At 68.6% G+C, this 20636-nt stretch carries 16 protein-coding genes; 7 read left to right on the forward strand and 9 right to left on the reverse strand.

The window, feature by feature from the left end:
• Window positions 1–26: 26 nt before the first annotated feature.
• The 3 genes from VGP60_RS17260 to VGP60_RS17270 form a co-directional block, all read right to left on the reverse strand.
• Window positions 27–1085: a hypothetical protein gene (locus tag VGP60_RS17260; RefSeq protein WP_327549030.1), complete on the reverse strand. Its 1059-nt coding sequence runs from the start codon at window positions 1083–1085 to the stop codon at window positions 27–29.
• Window positions 1082–1606 carry a DUF4365 domain-containing protein gene (locus VGP60_RS17265; protein WP_327549031.1) on the reverse strand — a complete coding sequence of 175 codons (525 nt, stop codon included), beginning with the start codon at window positions 1604–1606 and terminating at the stop codon, window positions 1082–1084. Before VGP60_RS17265 ends, VGP60_RS17260 begins: the two co-directional genes overlap by 4 nt.
• 290 nt (window positions 1607–1896) lie before the next feature.
• Window positions 1897–2685 (reverse strand): alpha/beta hydrolase, encoded by a 789-nt coding sequence (locus VGP60_RS17270; protein ID WP_327549032.1) that lies wholly within the window; start codon window positions 2683–2685, stop codon window positions 1897–1899.
• Between the two features lie 357 nt (window positions 2686–3042).
• Here VGP60_RS17270 and VGP60_RS17275 point away from each other — a divergent pair, with 357 nt between their 5' ends.
• Window positions 3043–3531: a hypothetical protein gene (locus tag VGP60_RS17275; RefSeq protein ID WP_327549033.1), complete on the forward strand. Its 489-nt coding sequence runs from the start codon at window positions 3043–3045 to the stop codon at window positions 3529–3531.
• A gap of 42 nt (window positions 3532–3573) precedes the next feature.
• Here VGP60_RS17275 and VGP60_RS41740 read toward each other — a convergent pair whose 3' ends face one another.
• Both VGP60_RS41740 and VGP60_RS17290 read right to left on the reverse strand, forming a co-directional pair.
• A complete protein-coding gene (locus VGP60_RS41740) occupies window positions 3574–4761 on the reverse strand; it encodes an endonuclease (protein WP_414640364.1) in 1188 nt (395 codons plus the stop codon).
• Window positions 4762–4945: 184 nt separating this feature from the next.
• Entirely contained in the window at window positions 4946–6682 is a 1737-nt protein-coding gene (locus tag VGP60_RS17290; protein ID WP_327549034.1) for an SdrD B-like domain-containing protein, read from the reverse strand.
• A 384-nt stretch (window positions 6683–7066) separates the two neighbouring features.
• Between VGP60_RS17290 and VGP60_RS17295 the strand changes: the two genes are divergently transcribed.
• From VGP60_RS17295 to VGP60_RS17310, 4 genes are all read left to right on the forward strand, one after another.
• Window positions 7067–10141, forward strand: a complete 3075-nt coding sequence (locus VGP60_RS17295) for a glycosyl hydrolase 2 galactose-binding domain-containing protein (RefSeq protein ID WP_414640368.1) — start codon at window positions 7067–7069, stop codon at window positions 10139–10141.
• 202 nt (window positions 10142–10343) lie between these two features.
• Window positions 10344–12425: an acyltransferase family protein gene (locus VGP60_RS17300; RefSeq protein ID WP_327549036.1), complete on the forward strand. Its 2082-nt coding sequence runs from the start codon at window positions 10344–10346 to the stop codon at window positions 12423–12425.
• Window positions 12426–12459: 34 nt separating this feature from the next.
• Window positions 12460–14325 carry a Na+/H+ antiporter gene (locus VGP60_RS17305; protein WP_327549037.1) on the forward strand — a complete coding sequence of 622 codons (1866 nt, stop codon included), beginning with the start codon at window positions 12460–12462 and terminating at the stop codon, window positions 14323–14325.
• An 11-nt stretch (window positions 14326–14336) separates the two neighbouring features.
• Window positions 14337–15020: a histidine phosphatase family protein gene (locus VGP60_RS17310; protein ID WP_327549038.1), complete on the forward strand. Its 684-nt coding sequence runs from the start codon at window positions 14337–14339 to the stop codon at window positions 15018–15020.
• Here the strand turns inward: VGP60_RS17310 and VGP60_RS17315 are convergent.
• From VGP60_RS17315 to VGP60_RS17325, 3 genes are all read right to left on the reverse strand, one after another.
• On the reverse strand, window positions 14983–15750 hold the full coding sequence (locus tag VGP60_RS17315) for an ABC transporter permease (protein ID WP_327549039.1): 768 nt from the start codon (window positions 15748–15750) through the stop codon (window positions 14983–14985). The genes VGP60_RS17310 and VGP60_RS17315 overlap by 38 nt on opposite strands.
• Before the next feature lie 89 nt (window positions 15751–15839).
• Window positions 15840–16463: a hypothetical protein gene (locus VGP60_RS17320; protein WP_327549040.1), complete on the reverse strand. Its 624-nt coding sequence runs from the start codon at window positions 16461–16463 to the stop codon at window positions 15840–15842.
• Window positions 16460–16951 (reverse strand): MmpS family transport accessory protein, encoded by a 492-nt coding sequence (locus tag VGP60_RS17325; RefSeq protein WP_327549087.1) that lies wholly within the window; start codon window positions 16949–16951, stop codon window positions 16460–16462. The genes VGP60_RS17320 and VGP60_RS17325 overlap by 4 nt, the downstream gene beginning before the upstream one ends.
• Window positions 16952–17165: 214 nt before the next feature.
• On the opposite strand from VGP60_RS17325, the gene VGP60_RS17330 reads away from it, so the two are divergent.
• Window positions 17166–17861, forward strand: coding sequence for a helix-turn-helix domain-containing protein (locus tag VGP60_RS17330; protein ID WP_327549041.1), 696 nt, complete (start codon window positions 17166–17168; stop codon window positions 17859–17861).
• Here the strand turns inward: VGP60_RS17330 and VGP60_RS17335 are convergent.
• The gene (locus VGP60_RS17335) at window positions 17824–19338 is read right to left on the reverse strand and encodes an FGGY-family carbohydrate kinase (RefSeq protein ID WP_414640365.1); all 1515 of its coding nucleotides are present in this window, start codon (window positions 19336–19338) and stop codon (window positions 17824–17826) included. The genes VGP60_RS17330 and VGP60_RS17335 overlap by 38 nt on opposite strands.
• Window positions 19339–19512: 174 nt before the next feature.
• Here VGP60_RS17335 and VGP60_RS17340 point away from each other — a divergent pair, with 174 nt between their 5' ends.
• Window positions 19513–20505 carry a LacI family DNA-binding transcriptional regulator gene (locus VGP60_RS17340; RefSeq protein WP_327549042.1) on the forward strand — a complete coding sequence of 331 codons (993 nt, stop codon included), beginning with the start codon at window positions 19513–19515 and terminating at the stop codon, window positions 20503–20505.
• Window positions 20506–20636: the final 131 nt, after the last annotated feature.

Below are 20636 nucleotides of genomic sequence, written 5' to 3' on the forward strand. Positions count from 1 at the left end.
CTCCTTCATCGTGTTGTCAGGACTGCTCAGTCCAGGACCTCGAACCCGGCTGGTTCGGCGATCAGCTCCGGCCGTCTGCCGGAACCGTTCACCACACCCCGTATGCGGACCCTCTTGTCGCCGCGGTGGGCGGCGATCGCGGCTTCGTAGGTGGCGCGGTCGGGCAGCCGCACCCAGATCGCCCGCCTGCTGACGCCCGCGACGACCACGTCGCCACGGACCTCGATCGACCATCGGTCGGCGTGCGCGGATTCGTGCCGCAGGCCCTGGATCGGCCCGGTCACCGTCACCGCGCCGGAGTCGCCGTTCTCGCTCAGCAGGCGCAGTCGTTGACCTTGGGATCGAAGGACCGCGGCGGAGCCCGGCTGGAAGTCGAAGGCGGCGTCACGCGCCTCGGTCGGTTCGCTTCTCGCCCACCGGAACCTGATCTCGAACGGCGACTCCGCGTGGTCTCCGCCCAGTTCACCCAGCGACTCGCACAGATCGGCCGAGATCTCCGCGGCCGCGAGTTCACCGGCCTCGGTCGAATCGCGGACCTCGCTGAGCACGGAAACAGCCTGGTAGAGCTTCGACGTCACCGACCGGGCGTGAGGTGCGTCGAGGGGCACCCGCACCGGCAGGACATAGCTGCCGGGCCGGGCCGAGCCGAGGTGCACCCGGGCCAGCAGGCCGTCGACGTCGTCGGCCGGATCTCCCTGGAATGCCAGGCGTGGGCCCTCCACGACGGCTCGCGCCGCGGCACGCAGCGCGCCTTCGACACCGGTCAGCAACTGGATGCCATCGCGCAACGTGGTGAACCCGGACGGCAGCCCGTCCGGGAAGATCCGGAACCACTGCGTGTCGGCCCAGGGCAGGCGGATGTCCTGGACGACCTCGTCGCGTGGCCGTCGCTCGACCTCGGCGAGCACCGCCACGATTTCGCGGACCCGAAGATCGCCGTCACCCATGCCGTCCCGGCCGGGCACGAGCACCTCGTCTTCGCCGTATGACCACACCGAGGCGCCCCGCCATTCGACGGGCTGCCGTTGCCAGCCACTTTCCCGCAGGTAGCCCGTGATGTCCGCGACCCCGAGTTGGCTCGTCACGCCGAACTCCGCGCCGGCTGCTGAACAGCGCGGACCAGGTCCAGCAGGCTCCGGATGGTCAGCACGTTCGCCGTCGGCACCCGGACCGAGCGCCGGCGGTTGCGGTCGGGCCGTTCGATCGGCTTCTCGTCCCGCAACGAGCAGTAGTAGGCGAGGTGCCGCAGGAGCATTCCCTCCGTCCTGAATTCGACGTACGCACTGCTTTCGGCCGGGACCCGGACGAGAATCAGCAGCCGCGGCACCGTGAAGTCGTCCCCGGCGAGCCGGTTGAATTGCACCTCGTTCAGTCCCGTGAAGTTCCACTCCGACGCGGATGGCTTGATCCTGCTCTGGGAAGACGATTTGATCTGCACTTCCACACCGGGCGAAGCGACCCCGTGGAGCCGTCCGGGGAAACGTATCCCGAGATCGATTCCGTCGTGGTCGAGATCGAAGTCATAGGTGAGCAGACCAGCCGCCGACGCGAGCGCCCGAACGTAGTCCTCGCCGAATTTTCCCTGGTGGTTCAAAGCTTCCAGCACACAACCTCCCCCGGCTGCGGTCGGGACGAACAGCGCCCGAAGCCTACGCGGACGGGTGTATTCGTGTTAGCGGGTTGAGCCCGGATGGACCAAAAAACGCACCGATTCCGCGCCACCGATGATCTTTTCCGGTCGAAAGGCCAGCTCCTTTCATGATCTATTCCAAGCTTCACCACCGCGTAAGCCGAAGACTTCGTCGGCATGACTACACAAAAGCAGATCCCACCTACCGAGCGAAACCGTATGTCGGCGACTCGCGCAATTCGTCACCTTAATGTCCATTGGCGCGATTACGTGACACCGGACGTCCCGCGTAACGAAGTGGCCAGCCGGAACGACCGGTACGGAGTGATCACCGAACCGGACATCGACGTGCTCGTTCGCGCTGGGACCGCGTCCATGACCACAGCCCTGCTGATGAGTGCGGCCGCGGTGTCCGGAGAAGCGGCGTAGAAGTTGTGCGATCCCGGGATCTCGACGGGTTTGAGGTGGAGGCGTTCGCGGGCCACCTTCGCCATCCAGGCCGGGGTCAGGGTGCGGTCGCCGGTCGGCAGGACGTAAGTCGAGGGAACGGCGGCGGGGTCGACGGTCGGGATCTCGGCGTACACCGCGGAAAGGTCGCACAACGAGACGGTCGGCAGTGCCTGTCGTAGTGCGGCCAGGTTCGCGTCGTGGAAGAGGAAGTAGGTGGCCAGTACCGGGTCGCCGGTGGGGTCGGCGCCGAGCCACTCTTCGTGCACCACGGCCGTCGGGTCTTGTCGGACCTCGGTCAGGAAGCCGCGTTGGCCCGCGTAGTCACCGACAGCCGCGGCGAGCCAAACCTGGTGGCGGGCGTTGAGGCGGCGAGCCAGTGACGGCAGCAGGAGGCCCGCGGCCGAGTGTGCGACGACCACAGGACGGTCGAGGTCGGCCGGGAGCTGGGCGGCGAGCAGACCGGCATAGGCCTCGGCTGTCGAAGCGGCGGCGCTGGGGACGTCGACGGTCAGCGCCCGGTGGCCGCGGTCGCGTAGTTCGGCGACCAGCGGGGCGAAACCGGCGGCGGTTTGGGTGGTGCCGTGCACCAGGACGATGTCAGCCACGCGGTTCCCATTCTCCTGTCAGCGGCGTAGTGCGCCAGATATTTCGCCATCGTGCCATCGGCGGCAGCTCTCGCCTCCCAATTTCTTGCAGAGCGAACGAAGTGACTGATCCATTCGGGCGGTTCTTTACCGATTTTTCTCTCGATAACCGTTTGAGCGGTAATGATCTGACGCTCCGCAGGGGAGAACGGAGCACTAATGGCAGGCTTTGAACCTGGACAAAAACGTGACAGTAAAGGGCGTTGGACAAAAAGTGGCGCCGGACTGGCGGCCGCGACGGTCGCCGGAGTGGTCGTATTCGGCGGAGCGGGTGGCGGAGCTGGGGTTTCGTCGGTCGAATCGGCTGCGGGGCAAGGGATGCGGGCCAAGACGTCCAGTAAGGACGCCGCCAAGAAAGGGCAGCGTGACGAGGCGTGGAAACGGGCGGGATTCAAGCGTCTCAAGCAGACGGTCAAGAACGAACTGGTCTGTGGTCCGCATTCGTTCGGGCAGGTTCGGGAATTCTTTCTGCGGACGCCTTGCCGTTCGCTTGACCGCATAGTGCTGGCGCTCGGCGACTCCGGGGGAAACACCGTTGTCGTCTCGGTCGCGTGGGTGCGGATGCCGCGTACCGAGAGTGCCGAAAAGCTGAAGAAACTGGTCGACGTCCAGGGCACCGGCAACGTCGAGCCGTTGGGCGGGGCGTTGCTGGGTCTCGCGGGGGTCGACTTCACCGGCAAGTACTACGACTCCCGGCGCGACGGGTCGCTGGTGGTGATCGCCGAGTCGACGCCAGGCGGCGGGCACCCGAGTGGCTCGATGATGAGCGACCTCGCCGACGTCGCCGCGGAGCTGCCGAAGCCGTGAAAAAGGGGCGCCCGCAAGGAAAACGGACGCCCCTTCGAAACCTCAGTTCCAGATCGAGTTGACCCACTCGGGGTGGTCGATGAACGGGTTCCGGTTGTGCTGGTAGGTGTCGTAGATGACCTGGTTGCGCCGCTTTTCGAAGGTGTCCGGCGGGTCCTGGGTATTCCACTGCTTCAGCACGGACAGCTTGCCGATGTTCGGCGCGCTGCCGTTGTTGACGTTGTTGTTGGGCTCGAGGTCGGCGAAGCCGTCACCGCCGTCGTAGCGGACGGCCATGTAGAGGATCATCCGGGCGACGTCGCCCTTGACGGCGTTGCGCGGTTCGAACGAGTCGGCGTCGGTGAGGTTGCCGGGGGCCTCCGGCACCGCGGAGCCGCCCAGGTCGAAGTCCTTGTTGCCACGGTCCGCGTTCACCGACACGTCTTCGGGGCGCAGGTGGTGGATGTCGGTGCCGGGACCGGTCGCGGTGCCGAAGTCGCCGTGCGACTTGGCCCAGACGTGCTCGCGGTTCCAGTCGTTGGCGTTGCCGCCGTTGGTCGTCTTGCTCTGCGAACGGCCGCTGTAGAGCAGGATGACGTTGGCCGAGTTGTTCGGGTCCTGGTCGGTGGCCTTCAGCGCGTCCCACACCTGGTCGTAGGTGAGTTTGGTGTTGGTGCTGATGATCTGGTGCAGCGAACTCTTCAGCGCGGGCCCGGTGCGACCGATCGCGTCGCGGTAGTAGGTGCCGTCGTAGTCGCCGGGCGGGCTGGTCGGGGTGGTCGTCGGCGGACGGGTCGTGGTCGACGACGACGGCGGGGTGCTGCCGGCGGGGGTGATGGCCGTCGGCGAGGTGAGGCCGGCGTGCGCGAAGTAGGCGCCGAGCGGGCCGGTGACGTCGAGCTGCCGGCCCATCAGGCTGGGGTTGGTCTTGAGGCCGTACGCGGCCCGGAAGGACGCCGTGACCTGCACGTAGAGCATCCGGGACGTGCTCGTCTCGGCGGCGGAATCCGCGAGCGCGAGGGCGGTGTCGCCGGGGAAGTTCGAGCGGACGACGGTGTTGGTCGCGGTCGGCTGGCCGACGACATAGCCGCGGACGGTGGCGGTGGAGCCCTGCAGGCCGATCGCTTGCGAGACGGTGATGGGCGCCGCCGCGGTCGCGGTCGTCGGGACCTGCAAGACGATGGCCACCGCGGCGACGGTGACGGCCAGTAGGGCCAGCGGTTTCCAGCGGATGACACGGGTGACGGGCACGGGCGATTCCTCTCCCCAGCGTCCGCGTTTCCGGTGGATAGCTTGTCCACGGGTTCACGCAGTGTGATTTTTTCTCACGTTAGGGGGGATATGCCGACGAAACCAGCCACCATCGTATGAACTTCTCTAAACGCTCCGTGGTCCACCGGGTGCTCGCGCGCCGTGGCACGCGAGCACCCTGGGCTCAGACCTCGTTACGCCGCAAGCGACGCGCGTAGAACAGCGCGAGGATTCCGGCGAACACCGCCGCCGCGCCGCCGGCGACCGGGCCGAACACCTCGACCCCGGTGCTCGCCAAACCGCCACTCGAACCGGAGCCGGAGCCGCCGTCGGCCGGGGGAACGGGGTCCGCGGGGGGTGTGTCCACGGGCTCCGGGTTGTCCGGACCGGGCACCACCTTGACGCTGAAATGATCGGTGTACTGCATCGGGTTGGTCAGCTTCTCCGGATCCACGATCTTCCACGGGCCGTAGACGACCGGGGCGTACCAGCCTCGCGGCAGGCGGATGAACTGTGCGACACCGTTGACGTCGGTGGTCGTCTTGGCCACGACGGGGCCGGTCTTCCACCCGGACACGCCGAACCTCAGGTTCGAGACCGCTTCGCCGGGATCGACCGTGTTGTTGCCGTTGAAGTCCTGATAGACCACGCCGCCCAGATCCGCGGTCTTGCCCGGCACCTTGACGTACTCGTAGACGTTGGGGAAGCCGAAGATATACCGGTCGTCGTCGCCGAAATCGCAGGCGATGTAGACGATCCCTTGATCTTGGCTGCCCTGCGTGACCTCTCCGTGTGCCTGGAACACCCGGGTCTCCCCCACCGCCAGGTCGGCACCGGGGCCGTCGTATCCCAGCTCTCCCCAGTGTTCCCGGTCATAGCCGACCAGGTGCGCGGCCGAGCCCAAGCGGTCGCAGCCGACCTTGATCCCGGTCAGTGCCTTCTTGCCGTGGTTGGTCAGGGTGACGGTCACCGTCGCAACATCACCGGGTTTGTACGTCGTCGCCCCGAATTCGGCCTTGGCGGTCAACGTCTCGGAGAGAGGCCGTTCCGCGCGGACGGCCAGGTTCGCGCTCTTGTCGGAGCCGTCGACGATCACGTCGCCGGGGGATTCGATGATCCACCCCTGCGGGCCGTCGGAAGTGGTCAGGTAGTACTGCTTCGCGGGCATATCACGGAAGTCGAAGCGTCCGTAGTAGTCCGTCTTGACCGTCTTGGTGGTCCCGTCCACGTACAACTTGACTTCGACGCCCTGCAGCCCTTCGCCAGTGTCGGAAACGTTGTTGTCGTTGGCGTCCCCGTAAACCACGCCGCCGAGCGTGCCCGTGATGGTGGCCGGGAGCACCGGCACGGTCAGCACCACCTCGTTGTCCTCGGGGGTCAGTTCGCGCTGAGCCCCGGCAAAGACCCTCAGCCGGGGATCCACCTCGTCCTGTTTACTTGCCCTGGCCTTCAGCACGAACTTCTCGGACGCTCCTGGCTCGATCGTCCCGCCGGGAGCCGGGGTGGGCTGTCCGGGCTGGTAGAAGTAGAACTCCCGCCAGCCGAACGATTCGGTCGACACGTTGGAGCCGGGCATCGCGTAGGCATTGCCCAGTACCCCCTTGGCCACTCCTTCACCGTTGTTCGTGACGGTGACGTTGATCGGGATGTACTGGCCGTTCACGTACGTTCCCGGTTCGACCGTGGCCGTCAGCTTCAGGTCGGGCGCCGCGTCGGCAGCCGGCTCCGAAGGCGAGGGGGCCTCCGACGGCGTTTCGCTTGGCGGTGTCTCCGGCGTGCTGGGCGGGGGCGCTTCCGAGGTGGTGGTGGCGGGCGGATCGAGTTGTGCCAGCGCGGGCGCGGCAGCCAGGCCGCCGATGATCAGGAACGCGGTGGCAGCGCTGAAAACCCGCGCTGCCCAGCGCGGAACGGACGGGTACAAGTAAGAGCCCCCTCTTAAGTGATCACCGCTCCGGCTGTCGACGCCCCCGACGTCTCGCGCAGATTCGCCCGAGGGGTGACCCGACGTCGATCTGAGCTCGAAACCTACCCAGTTCCATCATTCTTTCGGGTGATTCGTGACGGAAGCGTTACGTGTGAAGTATGGGTGCCGGCCGCGGATCTTCCCCATCCGGGCCGGCGGGACTAGTAGAACACATGTTCGATAGATGCGCATCCGGGGGTCCCTACCGGCCGAAACGCCGTCAAGCATTGTCCCGGACGCCGGGAGTCACTAACATCTGGCCAATTGTTAGGAAAGTTCCCTAACAATCATTAGAGGAGGCGCTCCGTGATCCGCCGGAAGACCCGTCCCCGAAACAGAATCATGCTGCTGACCGTGGCCGCCCTCGCCGCGGCACTCGCCGGTGCGGGCGTCGCACCGGCGGCACCGACGATCGACACCGCCGTCGACACCGTGCTGGCCGTCGCCGACGACGCGGGCGCCGCGACCCCCATCCCCGGTTACCTCATCCAGTCCTCCGCCAAGACGACCGACGACGCCGCCGTCTCCCGGCCCGGCTTCCCGACGTCGGGCTGGTACCCGGTTTCGTCCCGCTCAACGGTCTACGCCGGATTACTGCAGAACAACAAGTACCCGGATCCCTTCTACTCCACCAACATGAAGTCGGCGAACCCCGCCGACTTCACCGTCCCGTGGTGGTATCGCGCCGATCTCACCCTCGACAGCCAGTCGGCGCTGCGCACCTATCTCGACTTCAGCGGGGTGCTCTCGCGCGCCGACGTCTGGGTCAACGGCACCAGGGTCGCCGACAGCTTGCAGGTCGTCGGCGCCTACACCCGGCACGACCTCGACGTCACCGCGCAGGTCCATCCCGGGGTCAACTCGGTGGCGATCAAGGTCTACCCGAACGACCCCAACCGCGACCTCTCGATGGGCTGGATCGACTGGGCCCAGACCCCGCCGGACAACAACATGGGCATCGTCCGTGACGTCCTCGTCCGGCGCAGCGGCGCCGTCGCACTGCGCGGCGAGCACGTCGTCACGAAGCTGACGATGCCATCCCTCAGCCGCGCCGACCTGACCGTCAAGGCGGTCGTGCGCAACGACTCCGCCGCCGCGGTCCAGGCGACGGTCTCCGGCACGGTCGCGGGCACCGCGATCAGCCAGACGGTTTCCCTTGCGGCGAAAGAAAAGAAGACCGTCACCTTCCCGGCGGTCGTGGTCAGCAACCCGAACGTCTGGTGGCCGGCCGGCATGGGCGGGCAGGCGCTGCACGACCTGAACCTGACCGCGAGCGTCTCCGGCGTCGCGTCCGACACCGCGCGCTCGCGGTTCGGGATCCGCGACATCAAGGCGCCGCTCAACTCGAGCGGCGGCAGGCAGTACGTCATCAACGGCCGCCCGATCCTGATCAAGGGCGGCGGCTGGTCGCCGGATCTTTTCCTGCGCTGGGACGAAAAGCACGCCTCCGACAAGCTCAAGTACGTCAAGGACCTCGGCCTCAACACCGTGCGCCTCGAAGGCCACATCGAGCCGGACGAGTTCTTCGACCTCGCCGACCAGTACGGCATCCTGACCATGCCCGGCTGGGAATGCTGTGACAAATGGGAAGGCCAGGTCAACGGCGGCGAAAAGGGCGAGCCGTGGACCCCGGAGGACTACCCGGTCGCCAAGGCGTCGATGACCGGTGAGGCCGAACGGCTCCGCGACCACCCGAGCGTCATCTCCTTCCACATCGGCAGCGACTTCGCGCCCGACGCGACGATCGAGAAGAACTACGTCGACGCGCTGACCGCCGCCGACTGGCCCGCCCCGATCATCGCGGCCGCGTCCGCGAAGTCCTCCCCCATCACCGGTGCCTCCGGGATGAAGATGAACGGCCCGTACGACTGGGTCCCGCCGTCCTACTGGTACGACAAGGCGCACGCCGACAGCGGCGGCGCGTCGGGCTTCAACTCCGAAACCAGTGCGGGACCGGACATCCCCACGATGGACACACTCAAGCGGATGATGTCGGCCAGTGAGCTCGACACGCTGTGGAAGAACCCGGAAGCCCCGCAGTACCACCGTTCCTCGTCGACCACCTTCGACGACCTGAAGCTGTTCGGCAACGCGCTGGCGGGCCGGTACGGCGCTCCGGCGAACCTCCAGGACTACGTCCGCAAGGCCCAGCTGGCGCAGTACGAGAACGTCCGCGCGGAGTACGAATCGCACTCGCGGAACTTCTCCGACGCGAGCAACCCGTCGACCGGGCTCATCTACTGGATGCTCAACAGCGGCTGGACTTCGCTGCACTGGCAGCTGTTCGACGCCTATCTGGACCAGAACGGCTCGTACTACGGCGCGAAGAAGGCCAACGAACCGGTGCACATCCAGTACTCCTACGACAACAAGTCGGTCGTCGTGGTCAACCAGAACCACGCCGCGGCAAGCAATCTGACCGCCAGCGTGAAGCTCTACAACGTCGACGGCACCGAGAAGTTCAACCAGACGGCGGCGAACGTGTCCGTCCCCGGTGACGGTGGCAAGGTGACCGCGCTGACCATCCCCGCGGTCAGCGGCCTGTCGGCGACGTACCTGGCGAAGCTGGTGCTCACCGACCAGTCCGGCAAAGAGGTCAGCCGCAACGTGTACTGGCTGTCCACCAAGTCCGATGTCATGGACTGGGCCAATAACGACTGGTACTACGTCCCGACGACGAGCTACGCCGACCTGCGCGGGCTTTCCGGCCTCGCCCAGACGACGGTCGCCGGCACGGCCACGACCACCGCTTCCGGCGACACCACGACCACGAAGGTCACGCTCAAGAACACCGGCACGGGCAAGGCACCGGCGTTCTTCGTCGACACCCACATCGTCGGCGCGGCCGGGGCACCGGTCCTGCCGATCCAGTGGTCCGACAACGCGGTCAGCCTGTGGCCGGGCGAGTCGACCACGCTGACCGCCACGTACCGGACGGCCGATCTGAAGGGAGCCGCGCCTTCGGTGCGGATCTCCGGCTGGAACACCGGCACGCAGACGATCCCCGGCAACGGCGGGCCTGTGGGCGGTACACAGACCTACGAAGCCGAGAACGCCTTGGTTTCGCAGGGAGTCGTGGAGGCCAACCACACCGGGTTCACCGGCACCGGGTTCGTCAACTACGACAACGCCAACGGCGGCTACGTCGAGTGGACCGTCAACGCGGCGACCGCGGGCAACGCGAACGTCGTGCTGCGCTACGCCAACGGCACCACGGTCAACCGGCCGATGAACATCACGGTCAACGGCACGGCCGCCGCCAGTGGCCTCGCCTTCGCCGGGACAGGTGCCTGGACGACCTGGCAGACGAAATCCCTCACGGTGAACCTCGCCGCGGGGACGAACAAGATCAGGGCGACGGCGACCACCGCCAACGGCGGCCCGAACGCCGACAACCTGGTGGTGACCACCGGGTAGCCCGCACGCACACTGCGCTATGAACGGACCTTTCCTAGCGTAACGCGCTAGGAAAGGTCCGTTCATAGCGTTTACCGCCCGGAAACGGCACCTCACCAAAGAGTGAAAAACCGGTCACCTACGCTTCCGATTCGGACAGCGCCCCGAACTTCCCGGCGGGCCTGAGTCAAGGAGCATGGGCGTGGCGGTCTCGGCTGCGGAAATGACCGTTCCGATCGCCAGGGTCGTCGACACCGGCCAGTTCCGGACAGCGCCGCGACGGGACATCCAAGGACTGCGGGCCCTCGCCGTCGGCCTGGTCGTCGTCTATCACCTGCGGCCGGGATTCCTGCCCGGCGGTTTCGTCGGGGTCGACGTCTTCTTCGTCATCTCGGGCTTCCTGATCATCGGCACGCTCACCGGCGAGATCCGGCGCACCGGAACGCTGAAGCTGCTCGACTTCTACGCCCGCCGGATCCGCCGCCTGCTGCCCGCGTCCTCGGTCGTGCTGCTCGCCACCGTCGCCGCGACCCTGCTGCTGATGCCGATCTCCCGGCAGCCGTCGATCTTCAGCGAGATCCTCACCTCGGCGCTCAACGTGCAGAACTGGACGCTGGCGTGGTCTTCCACCGACTACGCGCACGCGACCGCGTCCGCTTCGCCGGTCCAGCACTTCTGGTCGCTCAGCGTCGAAGAGCAGTTCTACCTGGTCATCCCGCTGGTGCTCCTGCTCAGCGCGCGGCAGGCGACGCGGCGGATGTCGAGCGCGCCGCATTTCGCCTTCGCCGCCGTCTGGCTCGTGACCGTGGTGTCCTTTGTGTTCTCCGTGCTCTATGCGAACCATCATGGTGCCGCGTACTTCATCACGCCGACGCGCATGTGGGAGCTGGGCCTGGGCGGGCTGGTCGCCATCGTCTTCCATCGCCTGCGGCCGGGGCGCGGGTTGCGGCTGCTGCTCGGCTGGGGCGGTCTCGCCGCGGTACTTCTCAGCGCGATGACGTTTTCGACGGATCTCGCGTTCCCGGGGTGGATCGCGCTCCTGCCGACGCTCGGGACCGTCGGGCTGCTCGTCGCCGGTGTCCCCGGCAGGCGGAACGCCGACCACGAGACGGTCCGGGTACTCGGACGGCAGCCGCTGCATTACCTCGGCGACATCTCGTACAGTCTCTATTTGTGGCACTGGCCGGTGATCGTCCTGCTGCTCGAAGTCACCCAGCGCGCCGAGCTGGACTGGGCTCAGGTGCTCTTCGCCGTCGTCCTCAGTTTCGTGCTGGCGGCCGCGTCGAAGCATCTCGTAGAAGACCCGTTCCGGCGCCGGCGCGCGGCCGGACGCCGCCGTCGCGGCACATACCTGCTCGGCGCGGCGCTCGTCGCGCTGCCCGCCCTCGTCATCGTCGCGCCGTGGCAGACCGCGCAGGCGCAGCTCGACGCGCTCGCCGGGGCGGCCGTGCTCAACAGCGCCCATCCCGGCGCGATGGCCCTCGATCCGGTGGACCCGCGACCCGCCCGCGCCGGTGCCGCGCTCGTGCCCGATCCCGCGGTCGCCGCGGCCGACCTGCCGCTGGCCGACCGGCCTTCCTGCAACACCTACGACATCGCCGAGCTGCCGGTGGCCGGCCAGGCCTGCACCTACGGGTCCCCGGCCGCGCCGAAGACGATGGTCCTCGTCGGCGACTCCCACGCGGCGCAGTTCAGCACGGTGCTGGCCGAGTACGTCGGGCGGAACCCGGACTGGCGGGCCAAGATCATGGTGCGCAACGGCTGCCCGTTCAACGACGTCTCGCCGTCCATCGGGGGCAACCAGCTGAGTTCGTGCACCGAACAGAACCGCGCCGAGCTGGCGGGCATCCTCGCGACGAGACCCGACCTCGTCATCACCTCGGCGATGTCACCGGAGTCCTACCGGAAGGACCTCAACTGGACCTGGGAGTCGCGCCGGATCATGGTGGACGGCTATCGCGCGTTGCTGAACCCGTTGCGGGACGCGCGGATCCCGGTCACCGTCATCCGCGAAATCCCCCGCGCCGCCGTGCCGGTCCCGGCGTGCCTCGAACGGAACCGGCAACGCCACGAAGTCTGCGACACCCCTCGCGCCGTCGCGTTCCCGCCCGGTGGTGATCCGCTGGCCGAGGCCGCGAGCCAGGTGCCGGGGATCGGAGTGGCCGATCTGACGAACTGGATCTGCACGCCCGAGACGTGCCCGGCGGTGGTCGGGAACGTCGTGGTCCACCGCGACAACCACCTCACCGACAGCTACGTGCGCACACTGTACGAACCGCTGGTCACCCAGCTGGGCCTCCGCTGATGTCGCCATGTCATGACGGCGTAAGAATAACGGCGTGGACATTGCGGTAAAGATCGTCGCGCTGGTAGCGGCCGTACTACTGGTCACCGCGCTGGCCAGGAAACTCGACTGGTCGGCGCCACTGTGCCTGATCGTCGTCGGCCTGGTCGCCTCCTACGTCCCCGGCGTCCCGGAGTACCACCTCGATCCGGAGGTGGTCCTGCTCGGGCTGCTCCCGCCGCTGCTCTACGCGACGGCGATCCGCACGTCACTGGTCGACTTCCGGAAGAACCGCGGGCCGATCGCGCTGCTTTCGGTCGGGCTCGTCGTGTTCACCACCGCCGTCGTCGGCGTGGTGGCGTGGCTGGTGATCCCCGACCTGCCGCTCGCGGCGGGGTTCGCGATCGGCGCGGTGGTGGCGCCGCCGGACGCGGTCGCGGCCACGGCGGTGGCCCGCCGGGTGGGCATGCCCCGCAAACTGGTCCGGCTGCTGGAAGGCGAGAGCCTGGTCAACGACGCGGCCGCGCTCGTCGCGCTGCGGACGGCCATCGCCGCGATCGCCGGCTCGGTGACGCTGTGGCAGGTCGGCGTCGACTTCGTGCTCGCCGCGGCGGGCGGGGTGATCGTCGGGTTCGGGGTCGGCGCGGTGGCGGCGATGGTGCGCACCAAGCTAGACGACCCGGTCACCGACACCGCGTTCTCCCTCGCCGTGCCGTTCATCGCCTACCTGCCCGCCGAAGCCATCCACGGTTCGGGCGTGCTCGCGGTGGTCATCGCCGGGCTGATCCTCGGGCACAAGGCACCGAGCATGCTGTCCGGCGCGTCCCGGCTCGCCAGCCGCCTCAACTGGCAGACCATCCAGTTCCTGCTGGAGAACATGGTCTTCCTGCTGATCGGGCTGCAGGTCCGGCGCATCATGTCCGAAGTGGGCGACACCGGGCTCCACGTCTGGACGCTGGTCTGGATCTGCGCGGCCATCCTCGGCGCGACGATCCTCTCCCGGGTCCTGTGGATGCTCTTCATCGGCACCGGCAAGCGGCTCCTCCGCACCAAGCCGTGGCCGTGGTCGTACTCGGCGGTGATCTCGTGGGCCGGGATGCGCGGGGTGGTCACGCTCGCGGCCGCGTTCGTCCTGCCCACGGACACACCGCAGCGGGCGGTGCTCGTCCTGGCCGCGCTGGTGGTCGTGGCCGGGACCCTCCTCCTGCAGGGCACGACGCTGCCGATGCTGGTGCGCCGGCTGAAACTTCCCGCGCCGGACCCGGCTGTCGACGCACTGCAGGAAGCGGCGCTGGTCAACGACATGACCCGCGCCGGGCTCAGACGGCTCGACGAGGTCGCCCGGGCCGAGGATCCGCCGGAGATCATCGAACGGTTGCGGGACAAGGTCCAGCAGCGCTCCGACGCCGCGTGGGAACAGCTCGGGCAACGCAGCGAACTGCTCGAGACGCCGAGTGCGGTACACCGGCGGCTGCGCACGGCGATGCTGGAGGCCGAGCGCGAGCAACTGCTGACAGCGCGCGACGCGGGAACGGCCGACGACGAAGTCCTGCGACGCGTCCTCGACGCGCTGGACATCGAGGAATCCATGCTCGACCGGTTCGGCGAGCAGGCGACCTTGGTCGGCCGGGAGCTGAACACCCCGGCGGCGTCGGCGGGCTCCTGTGAGCATCTCGAACGCATGAAGACGAAGGCGGAGCCCGAACCGTCCGCGACGGACGTCTGCGCGGCGTGCGTCGAGGAGGGCACCACTTGGGTACACCTGCGGAAGTGCCTGAAATGCGGGAACGTCGCCTGCTGCGACTCGTCGCCGCGCCGGCACGCGACGAAGCATTTCCACGACACCCGACACCCCGTCATGCGGAGCATCGAGCCCGGCGAGAACTGGCGTTGGTGTTTCAACGACCAGTTGCTCGGATAAAGTCGGGACACGTGACTACTCCAGAAAACGAAGTCGAATACCGGCAGCACCGCTTCGTCCCGCCGCCCGGCGCGACCGAGATCTTCCTCGTCCGCCACGGCGAGTCCGCGCCCGCGCGGGACAGCCACCCGTTCGAGCTGGTCGGCGGCCAGGCCGACCCGGATCTGGCGCTGGAAGGCCGTGAGCACGCCGAGCGCGTGGGTCAGCGGCTCGCCGACGAACGCATCACCGCGCTCTACGTCACCACGCTGCGCCGCACCGCCCAGACGGCGGCACCGCTGGCCGCCAAGCTCGGGCTCACGCCGGCGGTCGAGGCCGACCTGCGAGAGGTCCATCTCGGCGACTGGGAAGGCGGCCTGTTCCGCAAGCTGACCTCGGAAGGCCACCCGACCGCCCAGGAGCTGTGGGCGGAACAGCGCTGGGACGTCATCCCCGGCGCCGAATCGGGCGCGGCGTTCGACGCGCGCATCACCGGGGCCCTCGCGCGCATCGCCGCGGCACACCCGGACCAGCGGGTCGCGGTGTTCACCCACGGCGGGGTCATCGGCCAGGTCTTCGCGCACGCCACCGGTTCGCAGCCGTTCGCGATGCTGGGCGCCGACAACGGCTCGATCTCGCATATCGTCGTTTCGGGCGATTCCTGGATCGTGCGGCGGTTCAACGACACCGCGCACCTTCAAGCACCTCTCGGCTGACCAGCCCGGCCGCCACCAGCTGGACGGACACCAGCACCGAGATCGCTTCCGCGGCCAGCAGCCCGATCAGCACGAGCACCTGGGTGATGCCGGCCTGCACCGGGCCTGTACCGCCCAGCAGCACGCCGACGTAGGCCCCCGGCAACGTCACCAGCCCGACGGTGCGTGTCTGGTCCAATGCCGGGATCAGCGCGTGCCCCGCGGACGGCCGCGCGATTTCGAGGGCGGCCGCCCGCCGGACGAACCCGAGCGCGAGCGCGGCTTCGAACTCGCCGTGGCGCGTCTTGAGTTCCTCCAATGCCCGGCGGCAGGCCTGCGACGTCGCCGACATCACGCCGCCGATCAGGATGCCCGCGATGGGCACCACCGCGATCGGTTCCGCCGGCACCACCCCGGAAGCGAGCACGAGCGCGAGCACCGGGGCGACGCCGGTCGCGATCGCCGCGGCGATCCAGGGCACCTGACGCGGCACCCCGATCCGGCGTGCTGACGTGAACGAGGCGACCACGAACATCAGCGCGATGAACCCGGCCGTCAGCCAGCCGGACTTCAGGATCGCGGTGATCACCAGCGAAACCACGCTGAGCTGCACGACCGCCCGCACCGCCGCGACGCCCACCGCGCGGCCGGACCCGATCCCGCCCAGCCACACGACCACCGACCCGAGCAGCGTCAGCACGACGAGGACCACGACGAGCACCGGCCCGAATTCGATCGACGCCCCGGTCATGCCATGGCGCGCAAGGCTTGGCACTGCCTCGGCAAAGCACCTGCTAGCGGCTCCGCGTCCATCTCCGGAGGGTAGCCACGGGTAGGCGATCACGCCCAGGACGTGGCGTACTCAACGGTGATCTCCCGGGCGTCGCCGAGCACGCCATCACCGGAATGGAACCGCTCCGAGTAGCGGGAAGGTGCCTCGGGGCCGTGCCGGGCGACGTCGAGGAAGTGTTCGGCCGTGGCGCGGAAAACCTTGGCACTGCCGGTCATGAAGAGGGTCTCGGCGTGCAGGTGCTGATGGAACAGGTCGTGGTTTTCCCGGTGATGGCGATGCACCAGTTCCGGCGCCGGAAGCGCGGCTTCGGGCAGGCTCGCCGTCTCGGGTCGTCCAGCGTCGAGCTTGCGCCGCACCTCTTTCCAGCGCGACGGCGCGAACTGGAGGGAATGGTGCACCAGCACGAGATCCAGCTTCGCGCCGAACCCGGCTCGCGACTCGTCGAACGGCCAGGTGCTGGCCCGCAGCGGCAGGTGGATCAAGGACCGGGGCGAGCGGGCGGCAAGCAGCCAAAACCCGCCGATAGCGGTGGCCGCCGCTTCGTCGACGTACATGTCGAGCCAGTGGTTGTGATCGAGGAGCACCGCGTTCGGCAGGATCGCGCCGGGGCGGATGACCCGGAACTCCTCACCGCCGAGCCGGGCGCGGTGGATCTTGACGGGGAGCTTCACCGGACGCAGGTCACCATCGCACGATCGCCCGCCACGGACTTCTCGCTCACCACCGTGCCGTCGACGACGATCCGGCACCGCAGGGTGCCGCCGCCGGCGTTCTGCGCGGACACGCTGTAGAACTCGGAGCCGCCCTCGAACCCGGTGCGCTGGAAGGACTTCGACCACGGCGTGGACGCGTCGAGCACCTGGGCGATCGCCGCGCCCTGCGCGACATAGGTGACGTTGCGGACGCCGCTGTCGCCGAACAGCTCGTAGCTCACCGCGTGCGTGACGAGCTTGGCCGCGGCGGCGAGCGGCTGCATCCCGGTCGTCTGGCCCGCGGCCCGCGCGGAGGTGTCGCCGCGCCCGTTCTCCGGGATCAGCTGAACCGCCAGCGTCACCGCGAGTGCGACGATCGCCATCACCAGGACCGTGGTGCCGATCAGTTTCAGCGACTCGGCCCCTTCGTCGGCCGGCCGCGGTTCCGGCGCGCCAGGTACACCCATCACGAGGCCTGCTCCCGCTCGATCGCGCTTTCGTCAAGCACGTTGCCTGTTACTCGCCAAAACGTGACTCGTTGTTAGCCTTGACCGGTAGAAACTTCAACGTTCACCCATTCGGGTGCGTGCCCCACCAACGGGCTGAAGGGGACTTTCACTTCCTTCTCAAGGGTGAAAGTCCCCTTCAGCGCATATCGGGATCCGTGGGCATGATGGAGGGGTGTACCGCGAAACGCCGCCGCCCGCACCGCTGTCCGAGGTCGTTTCGTGCCTCTGGTGGTCGCATCACGACGGCCCGAAGCGGATCGTGCCGGACGGGTGCCTCGACCTCATCGTCGGCGACGGCGCGGTGTTCGTCGCCGGGCCGGACACCCGGGGTTGGGAATCGGAGTCGACCTCGACGCTGCACGGGATCAGGTTCCGGCCGGGCCGCGCGCCGGGGGTGCTCGGTGTCGCCGCCGACGAACTGCGCGACCAGCGGGTGGAACTGGCCGACCTCTGGGGCCGCCACGGCGTGCTCACCGCCGAGCGGCTGCTGACCGAGCCGGCCGCGCTCGCCGGGTTCGTCGGCGAAAACCTGCGTTCGACGCCCGATCCCGAAGTGGCCGAACTCGTCCGGCGGCTGGAGACCGGGGTCCCACGGGTGTCGGCGGCGATCGGCGACCTCGCGGTCAGCGAGCGGCAGCTGCGCCGCCGGTTCACCCAGGCCATCGGCTACGGACCCGCCACGTTTCTCCGGGTCGCACGGCTGCAGCGGGCGATCGCGCGGGCGGGCAGCACGACACTGGCGTCCCTCGCGGCCGACGCGGGCTATGCCGACCAGGCGCATCTGAGCCGGGACTGCCGCGAACTCACCGGCGTCACGCCCGGGGAGTTCTTCACCCGTCCCGTTGCCGCGCCGCGAGGAAGTGCGTGATGTCCACTGTGGACGTATACAGCGCGCGGTAGTGGCGGTAGAACTCGTCGTAGGTCGCCGAGCGGGCCGCGTCCGGTTTCACGACCGTTCGCACGGGGTTCCAGTCCCGGGGCTCCCAGCCCAGCGCGGTGGCGGCCAAGAGCGCGTCGCCCAGAGCCGCGCCGATGGTTTCGCCCGGCACCTGCTGTTCGGAACCGGTGACATCGCTGACGATCTGCGTCCACAGTCCGCCTTGGGTGCCACCGCCGACCGCGACCAGCCGGCGTGCCACGCCGCCCGCCGCGTGCATCGCTTCGAGATTGTGGCGGACGCCGTAGGCGATTCCCTCCAGCGCGGCGCGGTAGATCTCGGCGCGGCCGTGGGCGGTGGTCAGCCCGGCGAGGACACCACGCGCGGCCGGGTCGAACAACGGCGTCCGCTCCCCCGCGAAGTACGGCAGCATCAGCAGGCCACGGCTTCCGGCCGGAACCCGCGCGGCCTCGTCCAGCAGCTCACCGAAGTCGATGCCCACGAGTTTGCGCAGCCAGTCGGTGATGGCGCCGGAGGTCGCCATCCCGGCGGCGAGCGAGTACGTGCCGGGGAACGCGCCGCGTGTGGTCCACAGCCCGGGCCGGGGCCGCGGGTCGGCCAGCACCTGGACCAGGAACATCGTGGTGCCGTACATGACCATGGTGTCGCCGGGCTCGGTGACACCGACGCTGGCGGCTTCCGCCCAGGCGTCGATCGTGCCCGCGGTGACCGGTAAGCCTTGGGGCAGCCCGGTTTCCGCGGCCGCCGCGGCGGTGACCGTGCCGACGACCTCGGTGGGCCAAGCCAGCCTCGGCAGGTCGACGCCGGGCGCGACGAGCTCCGCCCAGTCTTCGGCCCACGAGCCCGCGCGCAGGTCGTACATCGGGTCGCACTGGCTCGCCGAATGATGGTCGAGTACATATTCGCCGGTGAGCCGCAGGACCAGGTACGAGCTCGCCATCAAGAACAGTTCGGCGCGCTCGGCCACCTCGGGCTCGTGGCGTGCGAGCCAGCGCCACTTCGGCCCGACGGCTTGCGACGACAACGCGCTCCCCGAACGGTCCACAATGGACTCGGCGCCGAGTTCCGCGGTCAGCTCGGCGATGTCCCGGCTCGCCCTGGTGTCGACGCCGTACAGGATCGCGGGCCGCAGCGGGCGTCCGCCGGCGTCCGCGGGCAGCAGGACCGGGCCGATCCCGCTGACGGCGAGCCCTTCGATCGGACGCCGGTCCGCGGCCGCCGTCAGTTCCCGGCTCAACGCCAGGAAATCCGCCCACCAGACGGCGTCGGCATCGTGTTCGAACCAGCCGGGGCGGGGAGAGGACGTCTCGTGTGGCCGGCTCGCCCTGGCGAAAACCTCACCCCGGCGGGTGACCAGTACGCCCTTCGAGCTCGACGTTCCGATGTCGATACCCAGCACCAGCCCGTCGACGGCACCCGGCCGTGGTGAGAAGCTGATGCGAACCAAGATTCCTCCTGCTACGGTGCCGACTGAACAGGCGCGACAAGATCGCGTCACCCGGGCGCACCTCACCGTATCCAGCCGGGGCCGCCCCGGCCAGCGCGGCACACCGCGAGTGGCGGAACCTGCAGGTAATCGATTACTTTAGAGGTTCTCGGCGCTGAGAATCGGAGGCAAGCGGTGGCGACGATCAGCGACGTGGCGGCCAGGGCCGGCGTGTCCACGGCCACCGTCTCCCGCGCGCTCAACGGGAAGTCCACTGTGGATCCGGCACTGGCGGCGAAGGTCCGGGCGGCCGCGGCCGAACTCGGCTACCACCCCAACGCGCTGGCCAGGAACCTGCGCCGCCAGGAGACAGCGGTACTGGCGCTCATCATCTCCGACGTCGAAAACCCGTTCTTCACCGCGATCGCCCGCGGCGTCGAGGACATCGCGCAGACCGCCGGGTATTCGGTGGTGCTCTGCAACTCCGACGAAAACGAGGAGAAGGAAAGCCGCTACCTCGACGTCGCCCTGCAGGAGCGGGTGGCGGGCGTGATCATCTCCCCCACCGGGAGGTCGACGGACGTTTCCGTCCTGCGCAACCGCGGCACGCCGGTCGTCGCGGTGGACCGCCCGCTGCCGACCGAACCCGGCGACCAGGTCCTCGTCGACACGCGCCGGGCCGCCCGCGAGGCGACCGAGCACCTGCTGGCCGAGGGCTACCGCCACATCGCCTGCGTGACCGGGCCGGAAGGCGTCCGCACCGCCGACGACAGGCTCGAGGGCTACCGCGACGCCTTGCGCGCCGCCGGGATCACCACCGAGCTGTTCCGCCGCTCGGAGCTCCGGTCCGCGGGCGCACGGGAAGCGACGTCGGAACTGCTGGACGCGGCCGAACCGCCGGACGCGCTGCTGGTCATCAACAACACGATGGCGATCGGCGCGCTGGAGGCCTTCAAGGCGCGGGGAATCCGGGCCGGGCGCGATGTCGGCATCGTCGCCTTCGACGACGCGCCGTGGACCACCCTGGTCGACCCGCCGCTGTCCGTGGTCACGCAGCCTGCCTACGACATCGGCACGGTCGCCGCGAAACTCCTGCTGGCCAGGATCGGCGGTGGCTCGGACGAGCCGACGGCCACCGTCCTCGAAGCCCACCTCGTCGCCCGCGCCAGCTCCCGCCGCACCCCCTGACCCACCCAATGGCGACCGAACGGCGCGTCCGGCCGCGTGGTTGGTCACCTTCTCGTGAGTGGCTACAAGGGTTAGAACACTCGTAGCCACTCACGAGCCACGCGCCCAGGTGACTTGCCCCGCGTCGGTTT

The organism is Amycolatopsis sp., from assembly GCF_036008905.1.
Classification (GTDB): Bacteria; Actinomycetota; Actinomycetes; order Mycobacteriales; family Pseudonocardiaceae; genus Amycolatopsis.